This window comes from Pseudomonas sp. R11F, assembly GCF_050312575.1.
Taxonomy (GTDB): domain Bacteria; phylum Pseudomonadota; class Gammaproteobacteria; order Pseudomonadales; family Pseudomonadaceae; genus Aquipseudomonas; species Aquipseudomonas palleroniana.
Window position 1 is genome coordinate 1 of record NZ_JBNPJU010000001.1, and the last position, 21,193, is coordinate 21,193.

A 21,193-nucleotide genomic window follows, 5' to 3' on the forward strand; every position below is an offset into this window, starting at 1 on the left:
TTCTCCGCTTTCGACCGAGAAGATCGAACCGTTGATAGAGCCAAACAACACCGCCCTATCAACTCCTTCTGGGCTTCGATGAACTGAAGCCTTTCGCTGCCTTAATCTTCGTAACTTCTTGTTTACCAAGGAGTTTTCAGTTTCGACTGCGCCGGAAGTGGGGCGAATTATAGACAGATATAATTCACCGTCAACACTTAATTTGAATTGACTATCAAATAGTTTGAAATCCCCATTTCCTCTATATAAGTGAGAGCATCACGCAAAACTGAGCAATATATTGCCCAACGACAAACAGTTAAGCATCATAGCGCCTTCCGCCTACCGACCAAGACCCGGACGTACCCCAATGACCACCTCACACCGCAGCCTGGCCTCGACATTGTTTCCTGTCGGCCTGCTGTTGATCGCCATGGCTTCCATCCAGTCCGGTGCCTCCTTGGCAAAAAGCATGTTCCCTATCGTCGGCGCGCAAGGCACCACCACCCTGCGCTTGATTTTCGCCAGTGTGATCATGTTGCTTCTACTACGCCCATGGCGCGCCAAGCTGACGGCCAAGTCCCTGCGCACTGTCGTCATCTACGGGATGGCGTTGGGCGGCATGAACTTTCTCTTCTATATGTCCTTGCGCACGGTCCCGTTGGGTATTGCAGTGGCCCTGGAATTTACCGGACCACTCGCCGTCGCCATCTATGCATCCCGCCGAGCAGTGGACTTCGTATGGATCGGCCTTGCAATCACCGGCCTTCTCTTATTGATCCCAACGAATGAGGCCAGCAGCGGCATCGACCTGACCGGCGCAGCCTACGCACTCGGCGCCGGGATTTGCTGGGCGCTGTACATTCTGTTTGGCCAGAAAGCGGGTAACGACAATGGCGTCCAGACCGCAGCCCTCGGGGTCATGATTGCCGCATTGTTCGTCGCACCCATCGGCATTGTCCATGCAGGCACCGCGTTACTCACGCCAGCGTTGATTCCTGTCGCCATCGGTGTCGCCATTCTATCCACTGCTCTGCCCTACACCTTGGAAATGGTCGCGCTCACTCGCCTGCCCGCCCGCACCTTCGGCACTCTGATGAGCATCGAACCCGCTTTCGGTGCACTTTCCGGCCTGTTTTTCCTGCATGAACATCTGTCCCTGGCGCAATGGCTTGCAATCACCTGCATCATTCTGGCTTCCGTAGGCGCCACTTTGACAATGCGCAACGAATCCAAACCTTTGGTGCCAGCCGATTGATCCGCATGAAAAGGTAGCTCTGGCAATTACCCCTCATTTAGGCCATGTTTAGCCAGCAAACAAATGTCACTTATGGAGAATTTCGACAAGGACAGCCTGAACGCTACAATCGAGAGCGAATAAAGCCTGCATCGAGCCTTTTGCGAAGCGGCTATAAGGATAGGAATGAAACGAATTTTGATACTGTTAATGATCGTGGGCATAGCTGGCTGTGCCGCGACCACCAAGACAGAAGTGAAACGGGGCAAAAAAGGGCTGCATATCAACTGTTCCGGCCTGTCCTCCTCCTGGGACCAGTGCTACACCAGTGCAACCAATTCATGCGGCGCCAAGGGCTATCGGATCATCGCAAAATCCGGTGACAACGCCGAGGAACCAGGAGATTACCCCTTCGGGATAAACCCGGCCGGTTATACCAGCCGTAGCATGATTGTGATCTGCAAGTAGCGCCGTTCGGCGACTAGAGTCGCCGACGCTTTAGTCCTGCACCCCGAGCTGCGACCGATCAAATCGCAGCTGTACGTACCCGCAACCACTCCAAAGCGGCACCACTGAGCAGCGGGCTCAAGCGATCACGCACCTCGGCGTGGTAAGCGTTGAACCACTCCCGCTCGTCCGCCGTCAGCAGCGACGGTATCAGGCAACGGGTGTCGATCGGGCATAAGGTCAGGGTTTCAAACTTGAGGAACTCACCAAACTCCGTCTTGCCCGCCTCACGGTTCAACACCAGATTCTCGATACGCACGCCCCAACGACCTGGGCGATAAGTGCCCGGTTCGATTGAAGTAATCATGCCTGGCTGCATCGCCGTTTGCGGTGCAGTGGCGGCTTGGTAGGCGATCACTTGCGGGCCTTCATGCACATTCAGGAAATACCCTACGCCATGACCTGTGCCGTGACCGTAGTCCACACCTTCGGCCCAGATCGGCGCACGTGCGATGGCGTCCAGCAGTGGCGACAGAATGCCCTTGGGGAAATGCGCCCGGGACAAGGCGATCACCCCCTTGAGCACGCGCGTGCAATCGCGTTTCTGCTCGTCACTCGGCGTACCGATCGGCACCATCCGTGTGATGTCCGTGGTGCCACCCAGATACTGGCCGCCCGAATCGATCAGTAGCAGGCCGTCACCTTCAATCACCGCATGCTCTTCTTCGGTCGCGTGGTAATGGGGCATGGCACCGTTGGCGTTGAACGCCGCGATAGTGTTGAAACTCAGCGATACGTAATCGGGACGGCGGGTACGCGCGGCGGTCAGGTGTTCGTCAATGGTCAGTTCGGTAATGCGTTCGCGACCCAGTGCACTGTCCAGCCAGGTGAAGAATTCGCACAGTGCCGCACCATCCTGTTCCATGGCCCGGCGGATATGCTCCGCGTCGGCCAGGCTCTTGCGGGACTTGGCCAAGGTGGTCGGGTTCAGCCCCTCAACCAGCTTGACGCCGGCATCGAGGTTCTCCAGCAAACCGGCGGTCACGCGCGCCGGATCAATGTGCAGGCTTGCCCCCGCTGGCACGTCACGCAGTGCTTGTGCGACTTCGCTGTAGTCACGCAACGTCACGCCATCCTGCGCCAATACCGCGCGCAGTTCGTCATCCACTTTGTTCAGGGCCACAAACAATGTGGCCTGCGCCTGGCTGATCAAGGCAAAGGATACAAACACCGGGTTGAACGACACATCGCCGCCGCGCAGGTTGAACAACCAGGCGATGTCATCCAGGGTGGCGATGAAATGCCAGTCGGCGCCCTTCTCTTTCAAGCTGGCGCGAAGTGCCGCGAGTTTTTCGCCACGGCTGACGGTGGCTTGCGGCGGCAGGTGCGGGTAGACCGGCTGGTTCGGCAGTGCCGGACGGTCTTTCCAGACCTCGTTCAGAAGGTCGATGTCCGTACGCAGCCGCGCTCCACGTTCTGCCAGCTTGGCGCTCAGGGTACGCGCCGAGGCCACCGCCATGACCGCGCCATCCACCGCCACCACACCGCCTTCCGGGGTTTGCTCGGCCAGCCATTCCAATGGGCCGGGTTGGCCTGGCTGCAACTTCACCAGTTCAATGCCGCTGCCCTTGAGCTCCTTGGTCGCTTGCTCCCAATAACGGCTGTCGGCCCACACACCGGCAAAATCCGCCGTGACAATCAACGTTCCCACAGAGCCATGGAAACCGGACAACCATTGGCGTCCTTGCCAGTAACCCGGCAAGTATTCGGACAGGTGCGGGTCAGCCGACGGCACCAGCAAGGCATGAATGCCCTCGCGGCTCATCAGTTCGCGGGTATGCGCCAGGCGCTGGGGAACCGTTCCATGGGTCAAAGGCTGCGTACTCATTGTGTCTCCTGCTAACCACTCATAATTGTTATGTGAATCAAACGGCCCAAAACGCGGGTGCACTGGCCAGGGCGGCCTTGATCAGTTGCACGGCCGCATCGATATCCTGCTCGGTGGTGAACCGACCCAGGCTCAGGCGGATGGTACGTGCGGCGCTGCGAGCATCATGGCCCAGGGCCAGAAGCACATGAGACGGCGCATTGCTGGCCGAATTGCAGGCCGAGGTCGCCGAAAAGGCAATGCCTGCGCTCAATGCGCTCGAGTTGAACTCCCCTTCAGCAAAGGTCAGGCTGAGTGTATGGGGAATGCGCTGCGTCGGGCTGCCATTGAGGCGCACGCCGGCAATCGGTTCCAATTGGTCGAGCAGACGCTGACGCAACGCGGCAATCATCGCTTTCTCTTCGACAAGGGACTGCGCAGCCAAGGCGAACGCCGCCCCCATACCCGCGATCTGGTGGGTCGCCAGGGTGCCGGAGCGCAAGCCGCCCTCGTGACCACCGCCGTGAATCTGCGCCAACACTTTCTGCTGCGCACGCGGGCCGACATACAGCGCGCCGATGCCCTTGGGGCCGTACAGCTTGTGCGCGGAAAACGACATCAGGTCCACCGGCCATTCAGCCAGGTCGATGGCGACCTTGCCGGCCCCCTGCGCCGCATCCACATGCAACAGCGCGCCGTGTTCACGCACGCGCGCGCCAATGGCAGGGATGTCGTTCAAGGTGCCCAGTTCATTGTTCACCAGCATCAGCGATACCAGGAAGGTGTCCTCGCGCAACGCTTCACTCACTGCATCGGCGCTGATCAAACCTTCGGCGTCCGGCACCAGGTAGGTCACGGCCACCCCGGCTTCCTGCAACTGCCGTGCGGTGTCCAGCGTGGCCTTGTGCTCGATCTGGCTGGTGATGATATGCCCACCCGCCACGCCGCGCGCCTGGGCGACGCCCTTGATCGCGAGGTTGTTGGATTCGGTGGCGCCGGAGGTCCAGACGATCTGCTCAGGACCGGCACCGACCAGATCGGCCACTTGGCGACGCGCCTGTTCAACCGTTTTCCGGGCCGCCTGGCCGAACGCATGGGAACTGGACGCCGGGTTGCCGAAATTGGCATGGAAGCCCAGGCACTCGACCATCACCTGGATGACCCGCTCATCCACCGGCGTGGTGGCGGCGTAGTCGAAATACAACGGACGTTTATTCATGACGTTAAAGACTCGCAGAGCGTATTCCCGAGAACAACGTCTCAGGGGCATCGATGGGAACAGAGGTCGTCAGGTTTAACCGATCGTATGCCATTGAAAGAAGATCACTGTAGGCAAATGTGCGTAGGAACGCTCCTGAAATCCAGCTTAACAGGCGCAAGTGACGTCATGGAAAACAAAAAGCCCGAGATTCCTTGTGGGAACCTCGGGCTTTTCGCCACTGAGCGCGGGCTCAACTGGGACGACCTTGCAACGTCACGCTGCGCTCGGCGTTCATTTCGCCCTGGCGATCAAAGCCAAAGGGCTTCTGTGGCTGGGCAGTCAGCGCGGCCCGTTGCTGTTGATATTCGTCAAACGACAGGCCGCGACGGCTGAGTGCTTCCAAGGCCAATTCCTTGGTTTCTTCGGCGGTGTAGGGGCGTAGTTCGGGCGAAGGGTGGGTTGCGCATCCGGCGAGCACGGAGCTGACAATCAACAAGCAAACAGCGAGAAAACGGTTCATGGCGAAGGTCCTGGGAAAAGGTTTCAAGTCGATGAACACAGGCTACTCCCGCCCTCGCACGGTTAAAAATCACCGCCCTTGATAGTCGCTATCAGCTATTCAGACACCTTCGATAGCCACCACCAAATATTCTATTTAGATCTATAAATATGGAAATACGTTCATTTACGGAATAACCAAGACCTTTTATAAAGGGCTCCCGGCTTCACCACACTGTTCGCCACGCAACTGTTGCCCAAACAACAGCCGTTTAACGAAACCCCCAGTTTCATTTTGAGGAATACCGTGTGACAGCCAACTCCCAAAGTGTCCTGCCCTCCCCCTTGCAGACCGCACAGTTGCTGGCCGCCGAATTCGCCCTTACCGCCGTTGAGCGTGACGAACGCGGTGGCACGCCCAAGACCGAACGTGACGCTTTGCGTCAGAGCGGCTTGCTGGCGCTAAGCATTCCCACCCAGTACGGTGGCCTCGGCGCGCGCTGGAGTGGAACCCTGGAGGTCGTACGCGAATTCGCCAAGGTCGACAGTTCCATCGCCCATGTCTTCGGCTTTCATCATCTAATGCTCGCCACCGTGCGCCTGTTTGCCCGACCCGAGCAATGGCAACCCTGGTTCGAACAGACCGCGCGCAAAAGCTGGTTCTGGGGCAATGCCCTCAACCCCCTGGACACCCGCACGCTGGTCAAGAATTTCGGCGGCTGGCGCGAATTCTCCGGTAAGAAAAGTTTCTGCTCCGGCGCCAGCGACTCCGAAATGCTGATTGCCTCGGCGGTGGATGAAAGCGCCGGAGGCAAGCTGCTGATTGCCGCCATCCCCAGCGGACGCAGCGGCATCACTTTGCATAATGACTGGAACAATATCGGCCAGCGCCAAACCGACAGCGGCAGCGTGAGCTTCGAGCGGGTGCGCGTCGAAGAGTCGGAGCTGCTGCTCGACCCTGGGCCACTGAGCACACCCTTTGCCTGCCTGCGCCCGTTGATCGCCCAGCTGACCTTCACCCATATGTTCCTGGGCATTGCCGAAGGTGCCTTTGCAGAAGCCCGTCATTACACCCTCACCGAAACCCGCTCGTGGCATAAATCCACGGCCGACGACGTGCGCCAGGATCCTTACGTGCTGCATCACTACGGCGACTTCTGGGTGGCCCTGGAAGGTATACGCCTGCTGGTGGAGCGCGCTGCCGGGTTGCTCGACCAAGCCTGGGCCAAGGGGCCCCATCTGAGCGAACACGAGCGCGGGCAATTGGCGATTGCGATTGCCACCGCCAAGGTCGCCGCCACCCGCCAGGGCCTGGACCTGTGCAGCCGCCTGTTCGAAGTCACCGGCGCGCGGTCAACCCACGCCTCGCTGCGCCTGGACCGCCACTGGCGCAACCTGCGCACACAATCCCTGCACGACCCGGTGGACTACAAGCTCCACGAACTGGGGGACTGGGCATTGAATCAGTCCCTGCCGATTCCGACGTTCTATTCCTGAGAGAGGTGCCCATGCAGCTTCTGACCCTACCGCCCTCACCCGCCCTCGCGACCTCGATCCGCGCCACGGCCCAGGTCTTCGAAGACCCCAAGTCACAGGCGCTGCTCGATCACATCAGGCAAGTGGCTCCCAGTGAAGCCAGCGTACTGATCATCGGCGAGACCGGCACCGGTAAAGAGCTGGTGGCGCGGCATATCCATAACCTCAGTGCACGGCGCAACCGGCCGTTCGTGGCGGTCAATTGCGGGGCGTTCTCCGAATCCCTGGTGGAAGCCGAACTGTTCGGCCATGAAAAAGGCGCGTTTACCGGCGCCCTCAGCGCCAAGGCCGGCTGGTTCGAAGAGGCCGATGGCGGCACCTTGTTCCTCGATGAAATCGGCGACTTGCCGATGGCGATCCAGGTCAAGCTGTTGCGCGTCCTGCAAGAACGCGAAGTCGTGCGCCTGGGCTCGCGCAAGAGCATTCCAATTGATGTGCGCGTGCTCGCCGCGACCAATGTGCAACTGGAAAAGGCCATCAATGCCGGGCATTTCCGCGAAGACCTGTACTACCGTCTCGATGTGGTCAGCCTGGAACTCAGCCCGTTGCGCGAGCGCCCCGGCGATATCCTGGCGCTGACCCGGCATTTCATCGAAACCTACAGCCAGCGCCTGGGCTACGGCCCGATCACCATCAGCCGCGAGGCCGAGCACAAACTCAAGAGCTACAGCTGGCCGGGCAATATTCGCGAACTGGAAAACGTCATACACCACACGCTGTTGATCTGCCGTAACGGCGTGATCGAACGTGACGATTTGCGCCTGTCGAACCTGCGCATCGAGCGCCAGGACGATAACCAGCAGGCCACCGACAACAGTGCCCAGGCGCTATTGGAGCGCGCCTTCCAAAAACTCTTCGAGGAACAGGCCGGCGCGCTGCATGAAAAGGTCGAAGACGCACTGCTGCGCGCCGCCTACCGTTTCAGCCATTACAACCAGGTGCACACCGCCAACCTGCTGGGCCTGAGCCGCAATGTCACGCGCACGCGCCTGATCAAGATCGGCGAACTGGCAGTGAACAAACGCCGCCCGGGGGAAACCGTGCAGGGCGAGCGGATGCTGCATTTATCCATTTAAACGGCAGTGCAGAGCGTTGTCATGGCTGCGCTCGAAGCTGCGCAGCACCTGAAACGAACCGAAGGTCACCGCCGTGGCCTGATGGGCGCGGATCAACGTCCAGAAATCTTCTTCGCCATGCTCGAAGCATTTGAACGCCGCCTCGCCATCCTCACGCGAGCGCCATTGCAGGTAATTGAGCACTCGCCGGCCATCGTCGCTGACTTGCACACTCGCATTGATAAAGCCGGCATGGCGCTGGGCCAGACGCTCGCTCTGGGTAGACAAGGCCGCCACCAAGGCAAATTGTTGCTGGGGCTCGATCTGGAACTCGATCAACTGAGTGAAGCTGCGATTTTTCTCTGATACCTGCATGAACACTCCCCTTCCTTTGTAAGCAGAATCTTGCGACTCGATGCCGTGCAGGGTAAAACCTCTAGTTAAGTCAAGGTCAAGCGCGAATTCGGAGATTTTCATGCTCAACAAGGAACTCACCGTCGGCCAGTTGGCCGCCCGCAGTGGCGTGGCCGTCACGGCCTTGCACTTCTACGAGAGCAAGGGGCTGATCAAGAGCAACCGCAATGCCGGTAACCAACGGCGCTACCCCCGGGATGTGCTGCGGCGGGTGGTGGTGATCAAGATCGCCCAACGCCTGGGCATTCCGCTGGCAACGATTGGCCAAGCCCTGCAAACCCTGCCCGATGGCCGCACGCCCACGGCGCAGGATTGGCAACGCTTGTCGGCGCTGTGGCGGGAAGACCTGGATGAGCGCATCAACAAGCTGACGTTGCTGCGGGACAAACTCAGCGGCTGTATCGGCTGCGGGTGTCTGTCGCTGGAGGCATGCCCGCTGCGTAATCAGGGCGACAAGCTCGGTGAATGCGGCCCAGGCGCCCAATTGCTGGAGCCTAGCCCTTAGCCGGGAGCGTGTAATCGCCCGCTCACACTCGCCAGTCCCGCATCTCGTCGGTTGCTCGCAGGCCACGGTCGGCGTGGCCTATAGTGAAAAAGTCGTACCTCCCTGCCTCCCCACCAAAGGAGAACGAAATGAGCGTTAAACCGATTCCCGAGGGTTTCCACAGCCTCACGCCCTACTTGGGCGTCGAACAAGCCGCCGAAGCCATTGAGTTTTACAAGAAGGCATTCAACGCCACCCAAGTCATGCGCCTGGATATGCCCGATGGCAGAGTGGGCCATGCTGAACTGCGCATAGGCGACTCGCCCATCATGCTTGGCTCGCCTTGCGATGAAAGTCCGTTCGGCAGCCCTCGCGACGGCCACACCAGCGTCGGCCTGCATTTATATGTGGCCGATGTCGACGCGCAGTACCAACAAGCCATCGCCGCGGGTGGTATTGCCGTCTCCGACCCCAAAGACCAGTTTTATGGCGACCGTACCGGCACGCTGAGAGACCCGTTCGGGCATGTCTGGTTTCTGGCCACCCACAAAGAAGACCTGACCGAAGCGCAGATCCGCCAACGCGCAATAGAGATGTTCAAGCAAGGCTGAGCCTGCAGGAGCGAGCGTGCTCGCTCCTGCATCACACTTCATGAACACCCCCTCCACGCTTTCCTCCTTGCCCCGAGCGCCGTGTGATTCCAGGATGCAGGCAATCATCACAAGGAGTCATTCCATGTTCGCCGGATTCCAAAAAGACCAGTGCCACGTCAACGGCGTCAGCATCAGTTACCGCAAAGGCGGTAGCGGTCCCGGCCTGCTCCTGCTGCACGGGCACCCGCAAACCCACGTCATCTGGCACAAAGTCGCCGAACAACTGGCCGCGCACTTCACCGTAGTGGCCGCCGACCTGCGCGGTTATGGTGACAGCAGCAAACCGCCGGCCAATGCGCTGCACACGAACTATTCGAAACGGGAAATGGCCCGGGACAGCGTCGAGCTGATGCGGGCCCTGGGCTTCGACTCCTTTTCGGTACTGGCCCACGACCGTGGCGCGCGCGTCGCCCATCGCCTGGCGCTGGACCATCCCCGGAGCGTGCAGCGCATGGTGCTGCTGGATATCGCGCCGACCCTGTCGATGTACGCACAAACCGATGAAGCCTTTGCCCGTGCCTACTGGCACTGGTTCTTCCTGATCCGCCCGGCGCCGCTGCCGGAGGCCCTGATCGAGAGCAACCCCGAACTGTACCTGCGCAGCGTAATGGGCAGCCGCAGCGCCGGCCTCAAACCCTTCACCGATGCAGCCTTTGCCGAGTACCTGCGTTGCCTGAGCCTGCCTGGCAGCGCCACCGGTATCTGCGAGGACTACCGCGCCTCTGCCGGTATCGACCTTGCGCACGACCAGGCCGACATCGACGCCGGCAACCAGCTGAACCTGCCGTTGCTGGTGCTGTGGGGCGCCGAAGGCACGGTCGGCCGCTGTTTCGAGCCACTCAAGGAATGGCAGCAAGTCGCCACCGATGTGCGCGGCAAGGCGCTGCCGGCCGGCCATTACCTTGCCGAGGAAGTGCCTGAATTGTTACTGGACGAAGTCCTGACCTTCCTTCGCTGAAGCCCTGATCCGCTTCCCCGCGCCGGCGCGCAAACGCCGGCGACGGGGTCTGCTTGCCTCAAAAAAGACCCGCGAGATAACAACAATGACAATCAGAAAACTGCTGGGAACCCTATATGTGCAGGTGCTCATCGCCATCGCGCTGGGCGTGCTGATCGGCCATCTACGGCCGCAGATCGGTATCGACCTCAAGCCGCTGGGCGACGGGTTTATCAAGCTGATCAAGATGATCATCGGCCCGATCATCTTCTGCACCGTGGTCAGTGGCATCACTAGCATGCACGACGTGAAGCAAGTGGGCCGGGTCGGTGGCAAGGCGTTGCTGTACTTCGAGCTCGTGTCCACCGTCGCCCTGTTGATCGGTATCCTGGCCGCGCACCTGTTGCACCCAGGCGAGGGCTTCAACATTGATGTCAAAACCCTCGACAGCTCGGCGATCGCAGGGTTTGTCGGCCAGGCCGAACATGGCGAAGGCATCACCGGCTTTCTGCTGCAGGTGATCCCCACGACGTTCTTCGACGCGTTCTCCAAAGGGGAAATCCTGCCCGTGCTGTTCGTTTCGGTGCTGTTCGGCATCGGCCTGGTGATGGTCGGCGAAAAGGCCCGGCCCCTGGTTGGCGTGATCAATCAGGCCAGCGAAGTGTTTTTCCGCATCGTGGGGATCATCAGCCGCGTCGCTCCTATCGGTGCCTTCGGCGCGATTGCCTTTACCATCGGCAAATACGGTGTGGGTTCGCTGCTGCCGCTGCTGAAGCTGGTGGGCACGTTCTATGTCACCGCGTTTTTCTTCGTGGCCGTGGTGCTGGGCAGCATCGCCCGCTATGCCGGGTTCAGCATTTTCAAACTGTTGGGCTATATCAAGTCGGAATTGCTGATCGTGCTGGGGACCAGCTCTTCGGAGTCGGCACTGCCGCAACTGATCCAAAAGCTCGAAAGCCTGGGCGCGTCCAAGGGCGTGGTGGGTATCGTGGTGCCGACCGGCTACACCTTCAACCTGGACGGTACCAACATCTATATGACCCTGGCCGTGCTATTTCTGGCGCAGGCCACCAACATTCACCTGCCGCTGGAACAACAGTTGACCCTGCTCGCGGTCGCCATGCTGACGTCCAAGGGCGCAGGTGCGGTGGTGGGCGCAGGCTTTGTGGCACTGGCGGCAAGCCTGGCGGTGGTGCCGACCGTCCCCGTGGCGGCGATGGTGCTGATCCTCGGCGTCGACCGCTTCATGGCCGAATGCCGTTCGCTGACCAATATCATCGGCAACGCAGTCGCCGCCTTGGTGGTGGCGGCCTGGGAAGGTGAGCTGGATCGCGAGAAGATGGCGCCGATTGCCCTCAAGCAGGGTCGCCATGCGCGGGCCGCGGCACAGGCAAAAATCTCCGCTGAGTAAGCGGTGCTATTCTGGCGGCTCATGCCGCCAGGTCTGTTTCTGATGACTCATAAGAAAGATACCGTGCCCCTACCCGAAGACCTGCGGGTGTTCCTGACCGTGATCCGCAAGGCCGGCTTTGCCGCCGCCGCCGATGAGCTGGGGTTGTCGCCGGCGTATGTCAGCAAGCGCATCCAGATCCTCGAGACCACCCTCGCCACCCGCCTGCTGCACCGCACCAGCCGCCGCATCGCGCTGACCGAGGACGGTGAGCGGGTGCAACGCTGGGCCGTGCGTATTCTCGAAGACTTCCAGCAACTGTCCGACGAGCTTTCGGACGCCCATGACAGCCCCAGAGGCCACCTGCACTTGTGCAGCAGTTTCGGCTTTGGTCGCAACCATGTGGCCCCCGCCCTGTCGTTGCTGGCCGAGCAGTACCCTGACCTGGAGGTGCGCCTGGACGTGTTCGACCGCGTGGTGGATATCGTCAGCGAAGGCTTCGACCTGGAGATCCGTGTCGGCGATGACATTCCCGGCCAGCACATCGGTCGGCGGTTGGTCAGCAACCGCCGCATACTTTGCGCCGCACCCGCGTACTTGAAACGCCGAGGTACGCCGCAACACTTGAGTGAGCTGGAGCAACACGACTGCCTGGTCCTCAAGGAACGCGACAACCCGTTCGGTCTCTGGAACCTGGAGCGCGACGGCAGCCAGGAAAGCGTGCGCGTGCGCGGGCCGCTGTCCTCCAACAACGGCGAAATCGTGATGCAGTGGGCATTGGATGGACGCGGGGTGCTGCTGCGCTCGATGTGGGATGTGAAGCCGTTGCTGGAGCAAGGCAAGCTGGTGCAGGTGCTGCACGGCTACACCCAAAGCGCCAACGTGTGGGCGGTGTACCCGACACGGTTGGCGCACTCCGGAAAGCTAAGGGCATGCGTGGAGTTTTTACAGGAGCATTTCAAAGGGCTGTCTATTTAGCCCTACTCCAGCCCTGTAAACCCTTCCACCACTTGAACTGCGACCGGTCAGCTGAGCCAGGGGTTGGCCGCGAGGTGCCGACGTTCGAACGCCTGGATCTCATCACTGCGTTGCAACGTACTGCCGATTGCATCCAGCCCTAGTAGCAGCGCGTTCTTGCGCAGGGTGTCGATCTGGAACGGGATCACCTGGCCGTCCGCCAGGCCGATCTGTTGGGTCTGCAGGTTGATGCTGATCTGCGTCTGGTCGGGCTGGCTGACGGTTTGCCCGAGCTTGTGCAGTACCGCGTCCTCCAGGGTAATCAGCAACACCCCGTTGCGTTGGCAGTTGTCATAGAAAATCCCGGCAAAGCTGCTGCCGATGAGCGCACGAATGCCCATCTGCTTGAGGCCCCATACGGCGTGCTCACGGCTGGAACCACAGCCGAAGTTCGGCCCTACGACCATAAAACTCGCACCCTGCCAGGCCGGTTGGTTGAGCACAAACGCGGGGTTGGGTTCGCCGGACGCCAGAAAGCGCAAATCGAAAAACAGCCCACGGTCCAGGCCACTGCGGTCAATGCCCTTGAGAAACTGCTTGGGCATGATCACATCCGTGTCGATATTGGCCGCCAGCATGGGCGCGGCCTTGCCGGTGACCAAGGTAAAGGGTTGCAGGCTCATAGGCGGTCTCCAAAGTCACGTATATCGGTAAGGCGGCCGGTGATCGCGGCGGCGGCGACCATCGCCGGGCTCATCAGATGGGTGCGTGCACCGGCCCCCTGGCGGCCTTCGAAGTTGCGGTTGGTGCTGGAGGCGCAGCGGTCACCGGGGGCCAGCACGTCGTCATTCATGGCCAGGCACATTGAGCAGCCCGACTGACGCCACTCGAAACCTGCCGCGATAAAGATCGCCGCCAGCCCTTCGGCCTCGGCCTGGTCGCGGACCTCGGTAGAACCAGGCACGATCATCGCCCGCACGTGCGCGGCCACATGTTTACCGCGCACCACGCTGGCAGCGTCGCGCAGGTCTTCAATACGGGCGTTGGTGCAGGAGCCGATAAACGCATGGCTGATCACGATATCGCTCAACGGCATGCCGGCTTGCAGGCCCATGTAGTTGAGGGCGCGGTGCATGTCCTGGCGCAGGATCGGGTCGTCGACGTCTTGCGGGTCGGGTACGCGCGCACCGATGGGCGCGGCCTGGTCGGGGCTGGTGCCCCACGTGACCATGGGCTCCAGCGCGCCGGCATCCAAGTGCACTTCCTGATCGAACACCGCGTCGGCGTCCGAATGCAGTTGGCGCCAGCTCAGCAGGGCCTGCTCCCATAATTCGCCCTTCGGCGCGCGAGGCTTGTCTTTGAGATAGGCGAAGACTTTTTCATCCGGCGCCATGAACGCGCCACGCGCCCCCGCCTCCACCGCCATGTTGCAGATGGTCATGCGCGCTTCGACGCTCAAGGCATCAATCGTGGAGCCGCGGAACTCGATGGCATAACCGGTAGCGCCGGATGCGCCGATCTGGCCGATCAGCGCCATGATCACGTCCTTGGAAGTCAGGCCGCTGGCTAACGCACCATCGACGGTGACGCGCAGGCTTTTCAGGCGTTTATAAACCAGCGTCTGCGAGGCCAGCAGGTGCTCGATTTCCGAGGTGCCGATCCCGAAGCCGAACGCGCCCAGCGCCCCATAGGTGGTGGTGTGGCTGTCGCCGGCGGCAATCACCATGCCCGGCAGGATGAAGCCCTGCTCCGGCGCAATGACGTGTTCGATACCCTGGCGCTTGTCGAGGATGTCCAGCAACTCGATGCCGAAGTCCCGGCAGTTTTGCGCCAGGTAAGAGACTTGCCGGGCGCCGCCCGCATCCGGCATCGCCGCGATGCGCTGGGGCGTGGTCGGGTTCACATGGTCGACCACTGCCAGTGCCGTGCCTGGGCGCCATACGTTGCGCCCGGCCTCGCGCAAGCCGCTGAACGCCTGGGGGCTGGTGTATTCGTTGATCACCTGGCGGTCGATATACAGCAGGACATGGCCCTGATCATCCAGGGCACACACGGTATGGGCATCGATGTGTTTGTCGTAGAGGGTTCTGGCAGTCATTTTTCCTGGGGCTCACTCAACGGTGTGCGCCCATCCTACGCAGCGCCCCAGTGCCATCAATGGCAGCTGGGTGATGGCTGGGAACATGTTTCGTGTTCGATTCGGCCTTGAAATACACAAGCGATTTGAACCAGAAACATTTTCTTTCATTTTCCGCTTAGGGATTTCCCATTCTCATTCGTCTTAACTTAGATACAGCCCGTCGCGTCAGCAAAAGCTACGACCGGCCTTTTCCGGGCCTCCATCGCCCGCTCCGATCAAGACCCGCATTCACATGTCGAAGAAGTCGCGCTCAAAACTCTGGTTTCTCGTCCACAGCTGGCTGGCATTGCCCATCTGGTTCTTTGTACTGATCGTCTGCGTCACCGGCACCCTGGCAGTGGTCAGCCAGGAAATCGTCTGGCTCGCCAACCCGGATATCCGTGCGAGCAAACCGTCGGAGGATGCACCACTGCTGAGCTTCGACCAGGTGATCGCCGCGATCAAACAAGCCGAACCCCAAGTCATCGTGCAATCGATCATCCGCCCGGATGAATCGCACTTCGCCCTGAGCGTCGATCTCACCTACCCCGACGGGCGCTCGGTAGAGGCCTACGTCAACCCGTACTCCGGGGCGATCCAGGGCACCAGCCCGGCGTTCGACTTCAAGCAGTTCACCCGTGCCCTGCACGGCTGGTGGCTGGTGCCGTTCACCAATGGCTACAGCTGGGGCTGGTACCTGGTGTCGATGCTCGGCCTGCCGTTGCTGGCCTCGCTGGTCACCGGGCTGGTGGTGTACAAGCGTTTCTGGAAGGGCTTTTTCAGGCCGACCCTGCGCATCCGCCACGGCGCCCGGATCTTCTGGGGCGATTTCCACCGCCTGAGCGGGATCTGGTCGATCTGGTTCATCGCGGTCATTTCCATCACCGGCACCTGGTTCCTGATCCAGGCGATCCTGGGCGACAACCAGATTTCCATCTCCAGCGAACCCATCGTGCCGGTGATCGCCCGGGAGAAAGTGCCGCTGTCGGCCCCCGGCGTGCCGGCACCGAGGATCGCCCTGGACGACGCGATCAAGATTGCCGGCGAACGCATCCCGGGGCTGGACGCCACCTTCGTGTTCCTGCCGGGCAATGCCTATAGCCATCTGCAGATCGGCGGGCGCGGCTGGTACCCGTTGATGTTCCAGACCGCGCAACTGAACCCGTACAACGGTGAAATCGGCGTCTCGCACCTGCTGTCCGACCGTACCCCGCTGGAGTTCGTCACCGAGTCCATGCGCCCGCTGCACACCGGCGACTTCGGCGGCCTGTGGATCAAACTGATCTGGGCGTTCTTCGGCCTGGTGCTGAGCATGATGGTCTTGAGCGGCCTGCTGATCTGGACCAAACGCACCGCCCTGGCCACGCTCCATGCACTCAAGCGCGAAGCCAAGGCCCCACGGCAATCGGCGCCTATCCCGGTGCTGCAAGCTGAAACCACGGAGGGTCACTGATGAGCAAGGTCGTCGCGGCTGCCCCTTCGCCACTGCGGGCCTTCTGGCTGAAGTGGCGCTTCTATCTCAATGTGCTGCTGATCCTGATACCGCTGGGGTTCATGCCTCGCTACTTTTCCGAGGCGGCCCTGTTTCGTGGAGACGCAGGTATCGGCGAGCGAGTGGCCGGGGAAGTGCAGGTCGGCCCCTGGAGCCTGACCCTCGCCGAATTTCGCAACGAAGGCCCACGCCCGGACCCGGCCGGCCCGATGAAATTCTTCAACGCAGCCCTGTGCGCCACGTGCACCGAACAGGTCAAGGCCACCTACCTGCGCATCGGCAAACCGCGCAGCCTCCGGGCCGCCGGGGTGATCTTCTTCGGTACGCCGTACCGCATGGGCGCGCTGTTGCCGGTGCCGGAACGCACGCCCGTCGATGCCGAACTCTGGGTCACCATGGAAGGCTGGGACGGCAGCATGCACCAGGGTTCCATCCCGCTGAGCCAGGCCTCGCCTGCCACCATTGCCTGGCTGAACAAGCAAGGAGTCAAACCATGATGTTGAGGCGCTTATCCCGCGCAGTGCTATTGCTTTGCGCCGGTTTCAGTAGTGTGGCGCTGGCCCACAACCCGATGTGCGAATGCAAGGAAATCCCCGGCGAGCAGATCCAGTGCACGGGTGGTTTTTCCGACGGCAGCGGCGCGCCGGGCGTAACCCTGGATGTGATCGGCTACGACGAAACCATCCTGCTGCCCGGCAAGCTCGGCCAGGACTCGACCCTGACCTTCAAGAAGCCTTCCGCCGAATTCTACGTGCTGTTTGACGCCGGCCCCGGCCACGTCGTCGAAATCGACCAAGCGGACATCCAGCCACAATGAGTACCACACAGGTTGTACGCCCCGCCGGGGCCGGCCACGAAACCCTCTACGTGTTGCTGCTGTGCCTGATCATCCTGGCAGTGGCCGGCAGCGTGGTGTCCCTGCATGGCCAGACCCAGGAGGTAGCCGCGGTGCCCAGCCATCAGCTGGATGCCCGTCGTGACCTGAGCCCCGCCGAACAAGGCATCTACGCCGACCTGCGGGTCACTCTTGATGAAATCCAGCTGCTGCAACAAGAGCAGAACGCCCTGCCGACGCCCGAACAACTGGCCGAAGAAGGTTTTGCGCCATTCGCCCGGGACGCCAGCTCAGTCAGCCGGGGCGGCCATCGCTGGCAATTGCTTGAGCCGGCCGCCTACCTGGGCTTGAGCCAGGTGCCCGGCACCAGCGGCTCATTGCTGATGCGTGTGCACGGTTCCGAACCGGATGTGTGGATCAACCGCCGAGCCGATCTCGCCGCCCCTTCCGACCTCACCGACCCGGCCCTGATTGCCGCCGGTTGGCAGCAGGTGGTCACGCAATTCGATGCCGGCGTGACCCGCCAGCACCGTCACTGAACGAGAAGACCGATTACCCATGTCTATGTCATCACCCTTGTTACGCCTGTTGCTGGTTGGCCTCTGCAGCCTGATGCTCGCCCCGCTCGCCAACGCCGAAGCGGCTAAACGCCTGCGCATCGGGATCACCCTGCACCCTTATTACAGCTACGTGACCAACATCGTCGGCGACAAGGCCGACGTGGTGCCATTGATCCCGGCCGGTTTCAACCCCCACGCCTACGAGCCACGCGCCGAAGACATCAAGCGCATCGGCACCCTGGACGTGATCGTGCTCAACGGCGTCGGCCATGACGATTTTGCCGACCGCATGATCGCCACCAGCGAGCGCCCTGACATCCCGGTGATCGAGGCCAACGCCAATGTACCGTTGCTGGCCGCCACCGGTAACGCGGCCCGTGGCGCCGGCAAGGTGGTCAACCCGCACACCTTCTTGTCCATCAGCGCCTCGATTGCCCAGGTCAACAACATCGCCCGCGAACTGGGCAAACTCGACCCGGACAACACCAAGACCTACACCCAGAACGCCCGTGCCTACGGCAAACGCCTGCGCCAGATGCGCGCCGACGCCCTGGCCAAGCTGACCCGCGCGCCCAACCCGGACCTGCGCGTGGCTACGGTGCACGCGGCCTATGACTACCTGTTGCGCGAATTCGGCCTGGAGGTCACCGCCGTGGTCGAACCGGCCCACGGCATCGAGCCCAGTCCCAGCCAGTTGAAAAAAACCATCGACGAACTGCGCGCCCTGGACGTGAAAGTGATCTTCTCGGAGATGGATTTCCCGTCCACCTACGTCGAGACCATCCAGCGCGAGTCCGGGGTCAAGCTGTACCCGCTGTCGCATATCTCCTATGGCGACTACACGCCTGAAAAATACGAAGTGGAAATGACCCGCAACCTCGATACCGTGGTGCGAGCCATTCAGGAGTCAGGCGCATGACGGCAGCGCAACCTCTGAAAGTGGCCAGCATCGGCCCGACCCTCGACTTCGACAAGGTGTCGTTGACCCTGGGCCGCACGACGATACTTGACGGCGTGAGCTTCCAGGTCCAGCCCGGCAGCATTCATGCGCTGGTCGGCCCCAACGGCGGTGGCAAAAGTTCGTTGATCAAGACCCTGCTGGGGCAAACCCCGCACCAGGGCCAATTGCGCCTGCACTGGCCGAACACGCCCGGCACCATCGGCTATGTGCCCCAGGCCCTGGAGTTCGACCGGGGCTTGCCGATGACCGTCGATGATTTCATGGCTGCCATGTGCCAGCGGCGCCCGGCATTTCTCGGCCTGTCCAGGCATTACGCCGGCGCGATAGGCGAAGCGCTGGAGCGGGTGGGCATGCAGGACAAACGCAAACGACGCATGGGCGCACTCTCCGGTGGTGAGCGCCAACGGGTACTGCTGGCCCAGGGGCTGATCCCGGCACCGCAACTGCTGGTTCTGGACGAGCCGATGTCAGCCCTTGATGAAGCCGGTATCCAGGTGTTCGAACGCCTGCTCAACGACTGGCGCCTGAGCGGCCTCACCGTGTTATGGATCGAACATGACCTGCAAGCCGTGAGCCGCCTGGCCGACCGCGTCACCGGCCTCAACCGTCGGGTGCTGTTTGATGCCACGCCCAAGGAGGCGCTGACCCCGGAGCGCCTGTTGAGCCTGTTCTCCACCCACCCGCGGAGCCCGGTGCCATGAGTTATGAAGCCTTTCGCTTGATGGTCCAGGGCTGGGCCTCTTCCGGCTATCTGCCGGAGGCACTGGCCTACGGTTTTGTGGTCAACGCGCTGCTCGCCGGTTTGCTCATTGGCCCGGTGCTGGGCGGCCTGGGCACGCTGGTGGTGGTCAAACGCTTTGCGTTTTTCTCCGAAGCCGTCGGCCACGCCGCGCTGACCGGCGTGGCAGTGGGCATCCTGCTGGGTGAGCCCTACACCGGCCCTTATGGCGCGCTGTTCGGCTACTGCCTGCTGTTCGGCATCCTGCTCAACTACCTGCGCAACCGCACGGGCCTCGCCCCGGATACCTTGATCGGGGTGTTTCTCTCGGTGTCGCTGGCGTTGGGTGCGAGCCTGCTGCTGATCCTGGCGGGCAAGATCAACGTGCACATTCTGGAGAACGTACTGTTCGGTTCAGTGCTGACCGTCAATGGCAATGATCTGCTGGTGCTGGCAGTCGTCGGCGCACTGGTAATGGCCCTGGCCTTGCCGTTGTACAACCGCATCATGCTGGCCAGCTTCAACCCGCAGCTGGCGGCGGTACGCGGGGTGGCGGTGAAGACCCTGGATTATCTGTTCGTGATCCTGGTCACGCTGATCACCGTAGCGGCGGTCAAGGTCATCGGCGCGATCCTGGTGGGCGCGTTGTTGGTGATTCCGGCCGCAGCGGCGCGCCTGCTTAGCCAGTCACTCAAAGGGTTCTTCTGGGTCTCGGTGGCGATCGCCACGGTGAGCACCCTGTGCGGCATCCTGTTGCCGATCATCTTCGACCTGCCCATCCCGTCCGGTGCCGCGATCATTCTGACGGCCGGCATCGCTTTTGCCTTTGCCGCCATCGCGCGCGGCACCGTGCCCAGCCTCAAAGGGAATCTTGGATAATGCACCCTGCCTTTCGCCCGCTGACCCTGGCCATTGCTTGTTTGCTGAGCACCTCGGCAATGGCCGCCGTCGACGGTTTCGACCCCAGTCACTTCAAGGTCAACCAGGGCCTCGGCCATGCCGCCCTGACCCAACCCCAGACGCCGGTCAAGGTCCTGGCCTCACTGCCGATCACCTACGGTCTGGCCGAGGTGCTGCTCAAAGGTAGCGACGTGACACTCGAGCGAGCCGCCCCGGCCAACCTGCCGGGCTCGCGACAAGTGGCGTATTTCACCGGTCGCGGCGCGCAGGCTTTGAATGCCCTGGCGCAGGACGCCGACGCGGCCATTGGCTTGCGCTCATTGTGGGCGGATGATCCGCTCTACCCCGTGGCGCGACGCAGCAATATCCGTATCGTCGAAGTGGACGCTGCACGCCCGGTGGACGGCGGTTTGCCAGGCATTGCCCTACAGCCAGGCGCTACCGATGGCCTGAACAGCCAGCCGTGGCAATCGAGCAACAATATGGGACGCATGGCCGACGTGATGGCCGCCGACCTGAGCCGCCTGGCACCGGCCGCCAAGCCGACAATCGACGCCAACCTCGCCGCCCTCAAGCAGCGCCTGCTCAGGCTCACCGCCGACAGCGAGGCCAGATTGGCCAAGGCGGACAACTTGAGCGTGGCCAGCTTGAGTGATCATTTCGGCTACCTGGTCAGCAGCCTGAACCTGGAAGTGCTCAACACCGATGCACGGCCTGATGCAGAGTGGACACCCGAGGCATTGCAGCAACTCACTGCCGACTTGAAGGGCAACGATGTGGCGGTGGTACTGCATCACCGTCAGCCGAGCGAAGCCGTACAAACAGCCGTGACGGCAGGGGGTGCGCAATTGCTGGTATTGAAGGTCGACGGGGCGGACCCGGTGGCTGAGCTGGAAGGCAATGTGGATCAGGTGATCAAGGCACTTGCACCCTAGCAAGCCCGCTCACTACCG

23 protein-coding genes are annotated in these 21,193 nt (G+C 61.6%); 17 read left to right on the top strand and 6 right to left on the bottom strand.

Going from position 1 to position 21,193, the window contains the following annotated elements:
• Positions 1 to 349 precede the first annotated feature (349 nt).
• Complete coding sequence (gene rhtA / locus ACQRBV_RS00005) at positions 350 to 1,237, top strand: threonine/homoserine exporter RhtA (RefSeq protein ID WP_411984591.1); 888 nt, start codon at positions 350 to 352, stop codon at positions 1,235 to 1,237.
• A gap of 165 nt (positions 1,238 to 1,402) precedes the next feature.
• Positions 1,403 to 1,684: a hypothetical protein gene (locus tag ACQRBV_RS00010; protein ID WP_060756997.1), complete on the top strand. Its 282-nt coding sequence runs from the start codon at positions 1,403 to 1,405 to the stop codon at positions 1,682 to 1,684.
• Between the two features lie 58 nt (positions 1,685 to 1,742).
• Here the strand turns inward: ACQRBV_RS00010 and ACQRBV_RS00015 are convergent, their stop codons facing one another.
• The 3 genes from ACQRBV_RS00015 to ACQRBV_RS00025 all read right to left on the bottom strand — a co-directional run bounded on the left by ACQRBV_RS00015 (position 1,743) and on the right by ACQRBV_RS00025 (position 5,251).
• Positions 1,743 to 3,551: an aminopeptidase P family protein gene (locus ACQRBV_RS00015; RefSeq protein ID WP_411984590.1), complete on the bottom strand. Its 1,809-nt coding sequence runs from the start codon at positions 3,549 to 3,551 to the stop codon at positions 1,743 to 1,745.
• A gap of 37 nt (positions 3,552 to 3,588) precedes the next feature.
• The gene (locus ACQRBV_RS00020; protein ID WP_411984589.1) at positions 3,589 to 4,749 is read right to left on the bottom strand and encodes a cysteine desulfurase family protein; all 1,161 of its coding nucleotides are present in this window, start codon (positions 4,747 to 4,749) and stop codon (positions 3,589 to 3,591) included.
• Between the two features lie 232 nt (positions 4,750 to 4,981).
• Positions 4,982 to 5,251, bottom strand: a complete 270-nt coding sequence (locus tag ACQRBV_RS00025; RefSeq protein WP_060756994.1) for a hypothetical protein — start codon at positions 5,249 to 5,251, stop codon at positions 4,982 to 4,984.
• 287 nt (positions 5,252 to 5,538) lie between these two features.
• Here ACQRBV_RS00025 and ACQRBV_RS00030 point away from each other — a divergent pair, with 287 nt between their 5' ends.
• Both ACQRBV_RS00030 and ACQRBV_RS00035 read left to right on the top strand, forming a co-directional pair.
• Positions 5,539 to 6,726: an acyl-CoA dehydrogenase family protein gene (locus ACQRBV_RS00030; RefSeq protein WP_411984588.1), complete on the top strand. Its 1,188-nt coding sequence runs from the start codon at positions 5,539 to 5,541 to the stop codon at positions 6,724 to 6,726.
• An 11-nt stretch (positions 6,727 to 6,737) separates the two neighbouring features.
• The gene (locus tag ACQRBV_RS00035) at positions 6,738 to 7,841 is read left to right on the top strand and encodes a sigma-54 interaction domain-containing protein (protein WP_411984587.1); all 1,104 of its coding nucleotides are present in this window, start codon (positions 6,738 to 6,740) and stop codon (positions 7,839 to 7,841) included.
• On the opposite strand, the gene ACQRBV_RS00040 is transcribed toward ACQRBV_RS00035, so the two are convergent.
• Positions 7,830 to 8,195 (bottom strand): antibiotic biosynthesis monooxygenase, encoded by a 366-nt coding sequence (locus tag ACQRBV_RS00040; RefSeq protein ID WP_060756991.1) that lies wholly within the window; start codon positions 8,193 to 8,195, stop codon positions 7,830 to 7,832. The two genes, ACQRBV_RS00035 and ACQRBV_RS00040, sit on opposite strands and share 12 nt — an antisense overlap.
• Positions 8,196 to 8,295: 100 nt before the next feature.
• Between ACQRBV_RS00040 and soxR the strand changes: the two genes are divergently transcribed.
• From soxR to ACQRBV_RS00065, 5 genes are all read left to right on the top strand, one after another.
• Positions 8,296 to 8,739, top strand: a complete 444-nt coding sequence (soxR, locus tag ACQRBV_RS00045) for a redox-sensitive transcriptional activator SoxR (RefSeq protein WP_060756990.1) — start codon at positions 8,296 to 8,298, stop codon at positions 8,737 to 8,739.
• 128 nt (positions 8,740 to 8,867) lie between these two features.
• Complete coding sequence (locus tag ACQRBV_RS00050) at positions 8,868 to 9,329, top strand: VOC family protein (RefSeq protein ID WP_205345431.1); 462 nt, start codon at positions 8,868 to 8,870, stop codon at positions 9,327 to 9,329.
• 124 nt (positions 9,330 to 9,453) lie between these two features.
• The gene (locus ACQRBV_RS00055) at positions 9,454 to 10,329 is read left to right on the top strand and encodes an alpha/beta fold hydrolase (RefSeq protein ID WP_060756988.1); all 876 of its coding nucleotides are present in this window, start codon (positions 9,454 to 9,456) and stop codon (positions 10,327 to 10,329) included.
• Between the two features lie 85 nt (positions 10,330 to 10,414).
• Complete coding sequence (locus tag ACQRBV_RS00060) at positions 10,415 to 11,719, top strand: dicarboxylate/amino acid:cation symporter (RefSeq protein WP_060756987.1); 1,305 nt, start codon at positions 10,415 to 10,417, stop codon at positions 11,717 to 11,719.
• A gap of 42 nt (positions 11,720 to 11,761) precedes the next feature.
• A complete protein-coding gene (locus ACQRBV_RS00065; protein WP_198763578.1) occupies positions 11,762 to 12,676 on the top strand; it encodes a LysR substrate-binding domain-containing protein in 915 nt (304 codons plus the stop codon).
• 47 nt (positions 12,677 to 12,723) lie between these two features.
• Here the strand turns inward: ACQRBV_RS00065 and leuD are convergent, their stop codons facing one another.
• Entirely contained in the window at positions 12,724 to 13,338 is a 615-nt protein-coding gene (gene leuD, locus ACQRBV_RS00070; protein ID WP_060756985.1) for a 3-isopropylmalate dehydratase small subunit, read from the bottom strand.
• Positions 13,335 to 14,753 carry a 3-isopropylmalate dehydratase large subunit gene (leuC, locus tag ACQRBV_RS00075; RefSeq protein ID WP_411984586.1) on the bottom strand — a complete coding sequence of 473 codons (1,419 nt, stop codon included), beginning with the start codon at positions 14,751 to 14,753 and terminating at the stop codon, positions 13,335 to 13,337. The genes leuD and leuC overlap by 4 nt, the downstream gene beginning before the upstream one ends.
• Before the next feature lie 274 nt (positions 14,754 to 15,027).
• Between leuC and ACQRBV_RS00080 the strand changes: the two genes are divergently transcribed.
• Genes ACQRBV_RS00080 through ACQRBV_RS00115 form a run of 8 tightly spaced genes read left to right on the top strand, consistent with a single transcriptional unit; the run spans position 15,028 to position 21,175 of the window.
• Positions 15,028 to 16,227: a PepSY-associated TM helix domain-containing protein gene (locus ACQRBV_RS00080; protein ID WP_411984585.1), complete on the top strand. Its 1,200-nt coding sequence runs from the start codon at positions 15,028 to 15,030 to the stop codon at positions 16,225 to 16,227.
• Positions 16,227 to 16,763 (top strand): thiamine pyrophosphate-binding protein, encoded by a 537-nt coding sequence (locus ACQRBV_RS00085; RefSeq protein ID WP_161550336.1) that lies wholly within the window; start codon positions 16,227 to 16,229, stop codon positions 16,761 to 16,763. The genes ACQRBV_RS00080 and ACQRBV_RS00085 overlap by 1 nt, the downstream gene beginning before the upstream one ends.
• Positions 16,760 to 17,083 carry a hypothetical protein gene (locus tag ACQRBV_RS00090; RefSeq protein WP_104995971.1) on the top strand — a complete coding sequence of 108 codons (324 nt, stop codon included), beginning with the start codon at positions 16,760 to 16,762 and terminating at the stop codon, positions 17,081 to 17,083. The genes ACQRBV_RS00085 and ACQRBV_RS00090 overlap by 4 nt, the downstream gene beginning before the upstream one ends.
• A complete protein-coding gene (locus tag ACQRBV_RS00095) occupies positions 17,080 to 17,640 on the top strand; it encodes a DUF6162 family protein (protein ID WP_411984584.1) in 561 nt (186 codons plus the stop codon). Before ACQRBV_RS00090 ends, ACQRBV_RS00095 begins: the two co-directional genes overlap by 4 nt.
• A gap of 19 nt (positions 17,641 to 17,659) precedes the next feature.
• A complete protein-coding gene (locus ACQRBV_RS00100; RefSeq protein WP_411984583.1) occupies positions 17,660 to 18,580 on the top strand; it encodes a metal ABC transporter substrate-binding protein in 921 nt (306 codons plus the stop codon).
• Positions 18,577 to 19,323: a metal ABC transporter ATP-binding protein gene (locus tag ACQRBV_RS00105; RefSeq protein WP_090365862.1), complete on the top strand. Its 747-nt coding sequence runs from the start codon at positions 18,577 to 18,579 to the stop codon at positions 19,321 to 19,323. Before ACQRBV_RS00100 ends, ACQRBV_RS00105 begins: the two co-directional genes overlap by 4 nt.
• Positions 19,320 to 20,219 carry a metal ABC transporter permease gene (locus ACQRBV_RS00110; protein WP_090365864.1) on the top strand — a complete coding sequence of 300 codons (900 nt, stop codon included), beginning with the start codon at positions 19,320 to 19,322 and terminating at the stop codon, positions 20,217 to 20,219. Before ACQRBV_RS00105 ends, ACQRBV_RS00110 begins: the two co-directional genes overlap by 4 nt.
• Positions 20,219 to 21,175 carry a metal ABC transporter substrate-binding protein gene (locus ACQRBV_RS00115; protein WP_244383944.1) on the top strand — a complete coding sequence of 319 codons (957 nt, stop codon included), beginning with the start codon at positions 20,219 to 20,221 and terminating at the stop codon, positions 21,173 to 21,175. The genes ACQRBV_RS00110 and ACQRBV_RS00115 overlap by 1 nt, the downstream gene beginning before the upstream one ends.
• Positions 21,176 to 21,193 lie beyond the last annotated feature (18 nt).

Bases quoted from the DNA above. Each gene is read 5' to 3' on its own strand.
- ACQRBV_RS00090 (WP_104995971.1), top strand. From the start codon at position 16,760: ATGATGTTGAGGCGCTTATCCCGCGCAGTGCTATTGCTTTGCGCCGGT.
- ACQRBV_RS00025 (WP_060756994.1), bottom strand. From the start codon at position 5,251: ATGAACCGTTTTCTCGCTGTTTGCTTGTTGATTGTCAGCTCCGTGCTC.
- soxR (WP_060756990.1), top strand. From the start codon at position 8,296: ATGCTCAACAAGGAACTCACCGTCGGCCAGTTGGCCGCCCGCAGTGGC.
- ACQRBV_RS00065 (WP_198763578.1), top strand. From the start codon at position 11,762: ATGACTCATAAGAAAGATACCGTGCCCCTACCCGAAGACCTGCGGGTG.
- ACQRBV_RS00080 (WP_411984585.1), top strand. From the start codon at position 15,028: ATGTCGAAGAAGTCGCGCTCAAAACTCTGGTTTCTCGTCCACAGCTGG.
- ACQRBV_RS00040 (WP_060756991.1), bottom strand. From the start codon at position 8,195: ATGCAGGTATCAGAGAAAAATCGCAGCTTCACTCAGTTGATCGAGTTC.
- ACQRBV_RS00100 (WP_411984583.1), top strand. From the start codon at position 17,660: ATGTCTATGTCATCACCCTTGTTACGCCTGTTGCTGGTTGGCCTCTGC.
- ACQRBV_RS00085 (WP_161550336.1), top strand. From the start codon at position 16,227: ATGAGCAAGGTCGTCGCGGCTGCCCCTTCGCCACTGCGGGCCTTCTGG.
- leuC (WP_411984586.1), bottom strand. From the start codon at position 14,753: ATGACTGCCAGAACCCTCTACGACAAACACATCGATGCCCATACCGTG.
- ACQRBV_RS00035 (WP_411984587.1), top strand. From the start codon at position 6,738: ATGCAGCTTCTGACCCTACCGCCCTCACCCGCCCTCGCGACCTCGATC.
- ACQRBV_RS00050 (WP_205345431.1), top strand. From the start codon at position 8,868: ATGAGCGTTAAACCGATTCCCGAGGGTTTCCACAGCCTCACGCCCTAC.
- ACQRBV_RS00060 (WP_060756987.1), top strand. From the start codon at position 10,415: ATGACAATCAGAAAACTGCTGGGAACCCTATATGTGCAGGTGCTCATC.
- ACQRBV_RS00110 (WP_090365864.1), top strand. From the start codon at position 19,320: ATGAGTTATGAAGCCTTTCGCTTGATGGTCCAGGGCTGGGCCTCTTCC.
- rhtA (WP_411984591.1), top strand. From the start codon at position 350: ATGACCACCTCACACCGCAGCCTGGCCTCGACATTGTTTCCTGTCGGC.
- ACQRBV_RS00095 (WP_411984584.1), top strand. From the start codon at position 17,080: ATGAGTACCACACAGGTTGTACGCCCCGCCGGGGCCGGCCACGAAACC.
- ACQRBV_RS00115 (WP_244383944.1), top strand. From the start codon at position 20,219: ATGCACCCTGCCTTTCGCCCGCTGACCCTGGCCATTGCTTGTTTGCTG.
- ACQRBV_RS00015 (WP_411984590.1), bottom strand. From the start codon at position 3,551: ATGAGTACGCAGCCTTTGACCCATGGAACGGTTCCCCAGCGCCTGGCG.
- ACQRBV_RS00055 (WP_060756988.1), top strand. From the start codon at position 9,454: ATGTTCGCCGGATTCCAAAAAGACCAGTGCCACGTCAACGGCGTCAGC.
- ACQRBV_RS00010 (WP_060756997.1), top strand. From the start codon at position 1,403: ATGAAACGAATTTTGATACTGTTAATGATCGTGGGCATAGCTGGCTGT.
- ACQRBV_RS00105 (WP_090365862.1), top strand. From the start codon at position 18,577: ATGACGGCAGCGCAACCTCTGAAAGTGGCCAGCATCGGCCCGACCCTC.
- leuD (WP_060756985.1), bottom strand. From the start codon at position 13,338: ATGAGCCTGCAACCCTTTACCTTGGTCACCGGCAAGGCCGCGCCCATG.
- ACQRBV_RS00020 (WP_411984589.1), bottom strand. From the start codon at position 4,749: ATGAATAAACGTCCGTTGTATTTCGACTACGCCGCCACCACGCCGGTG.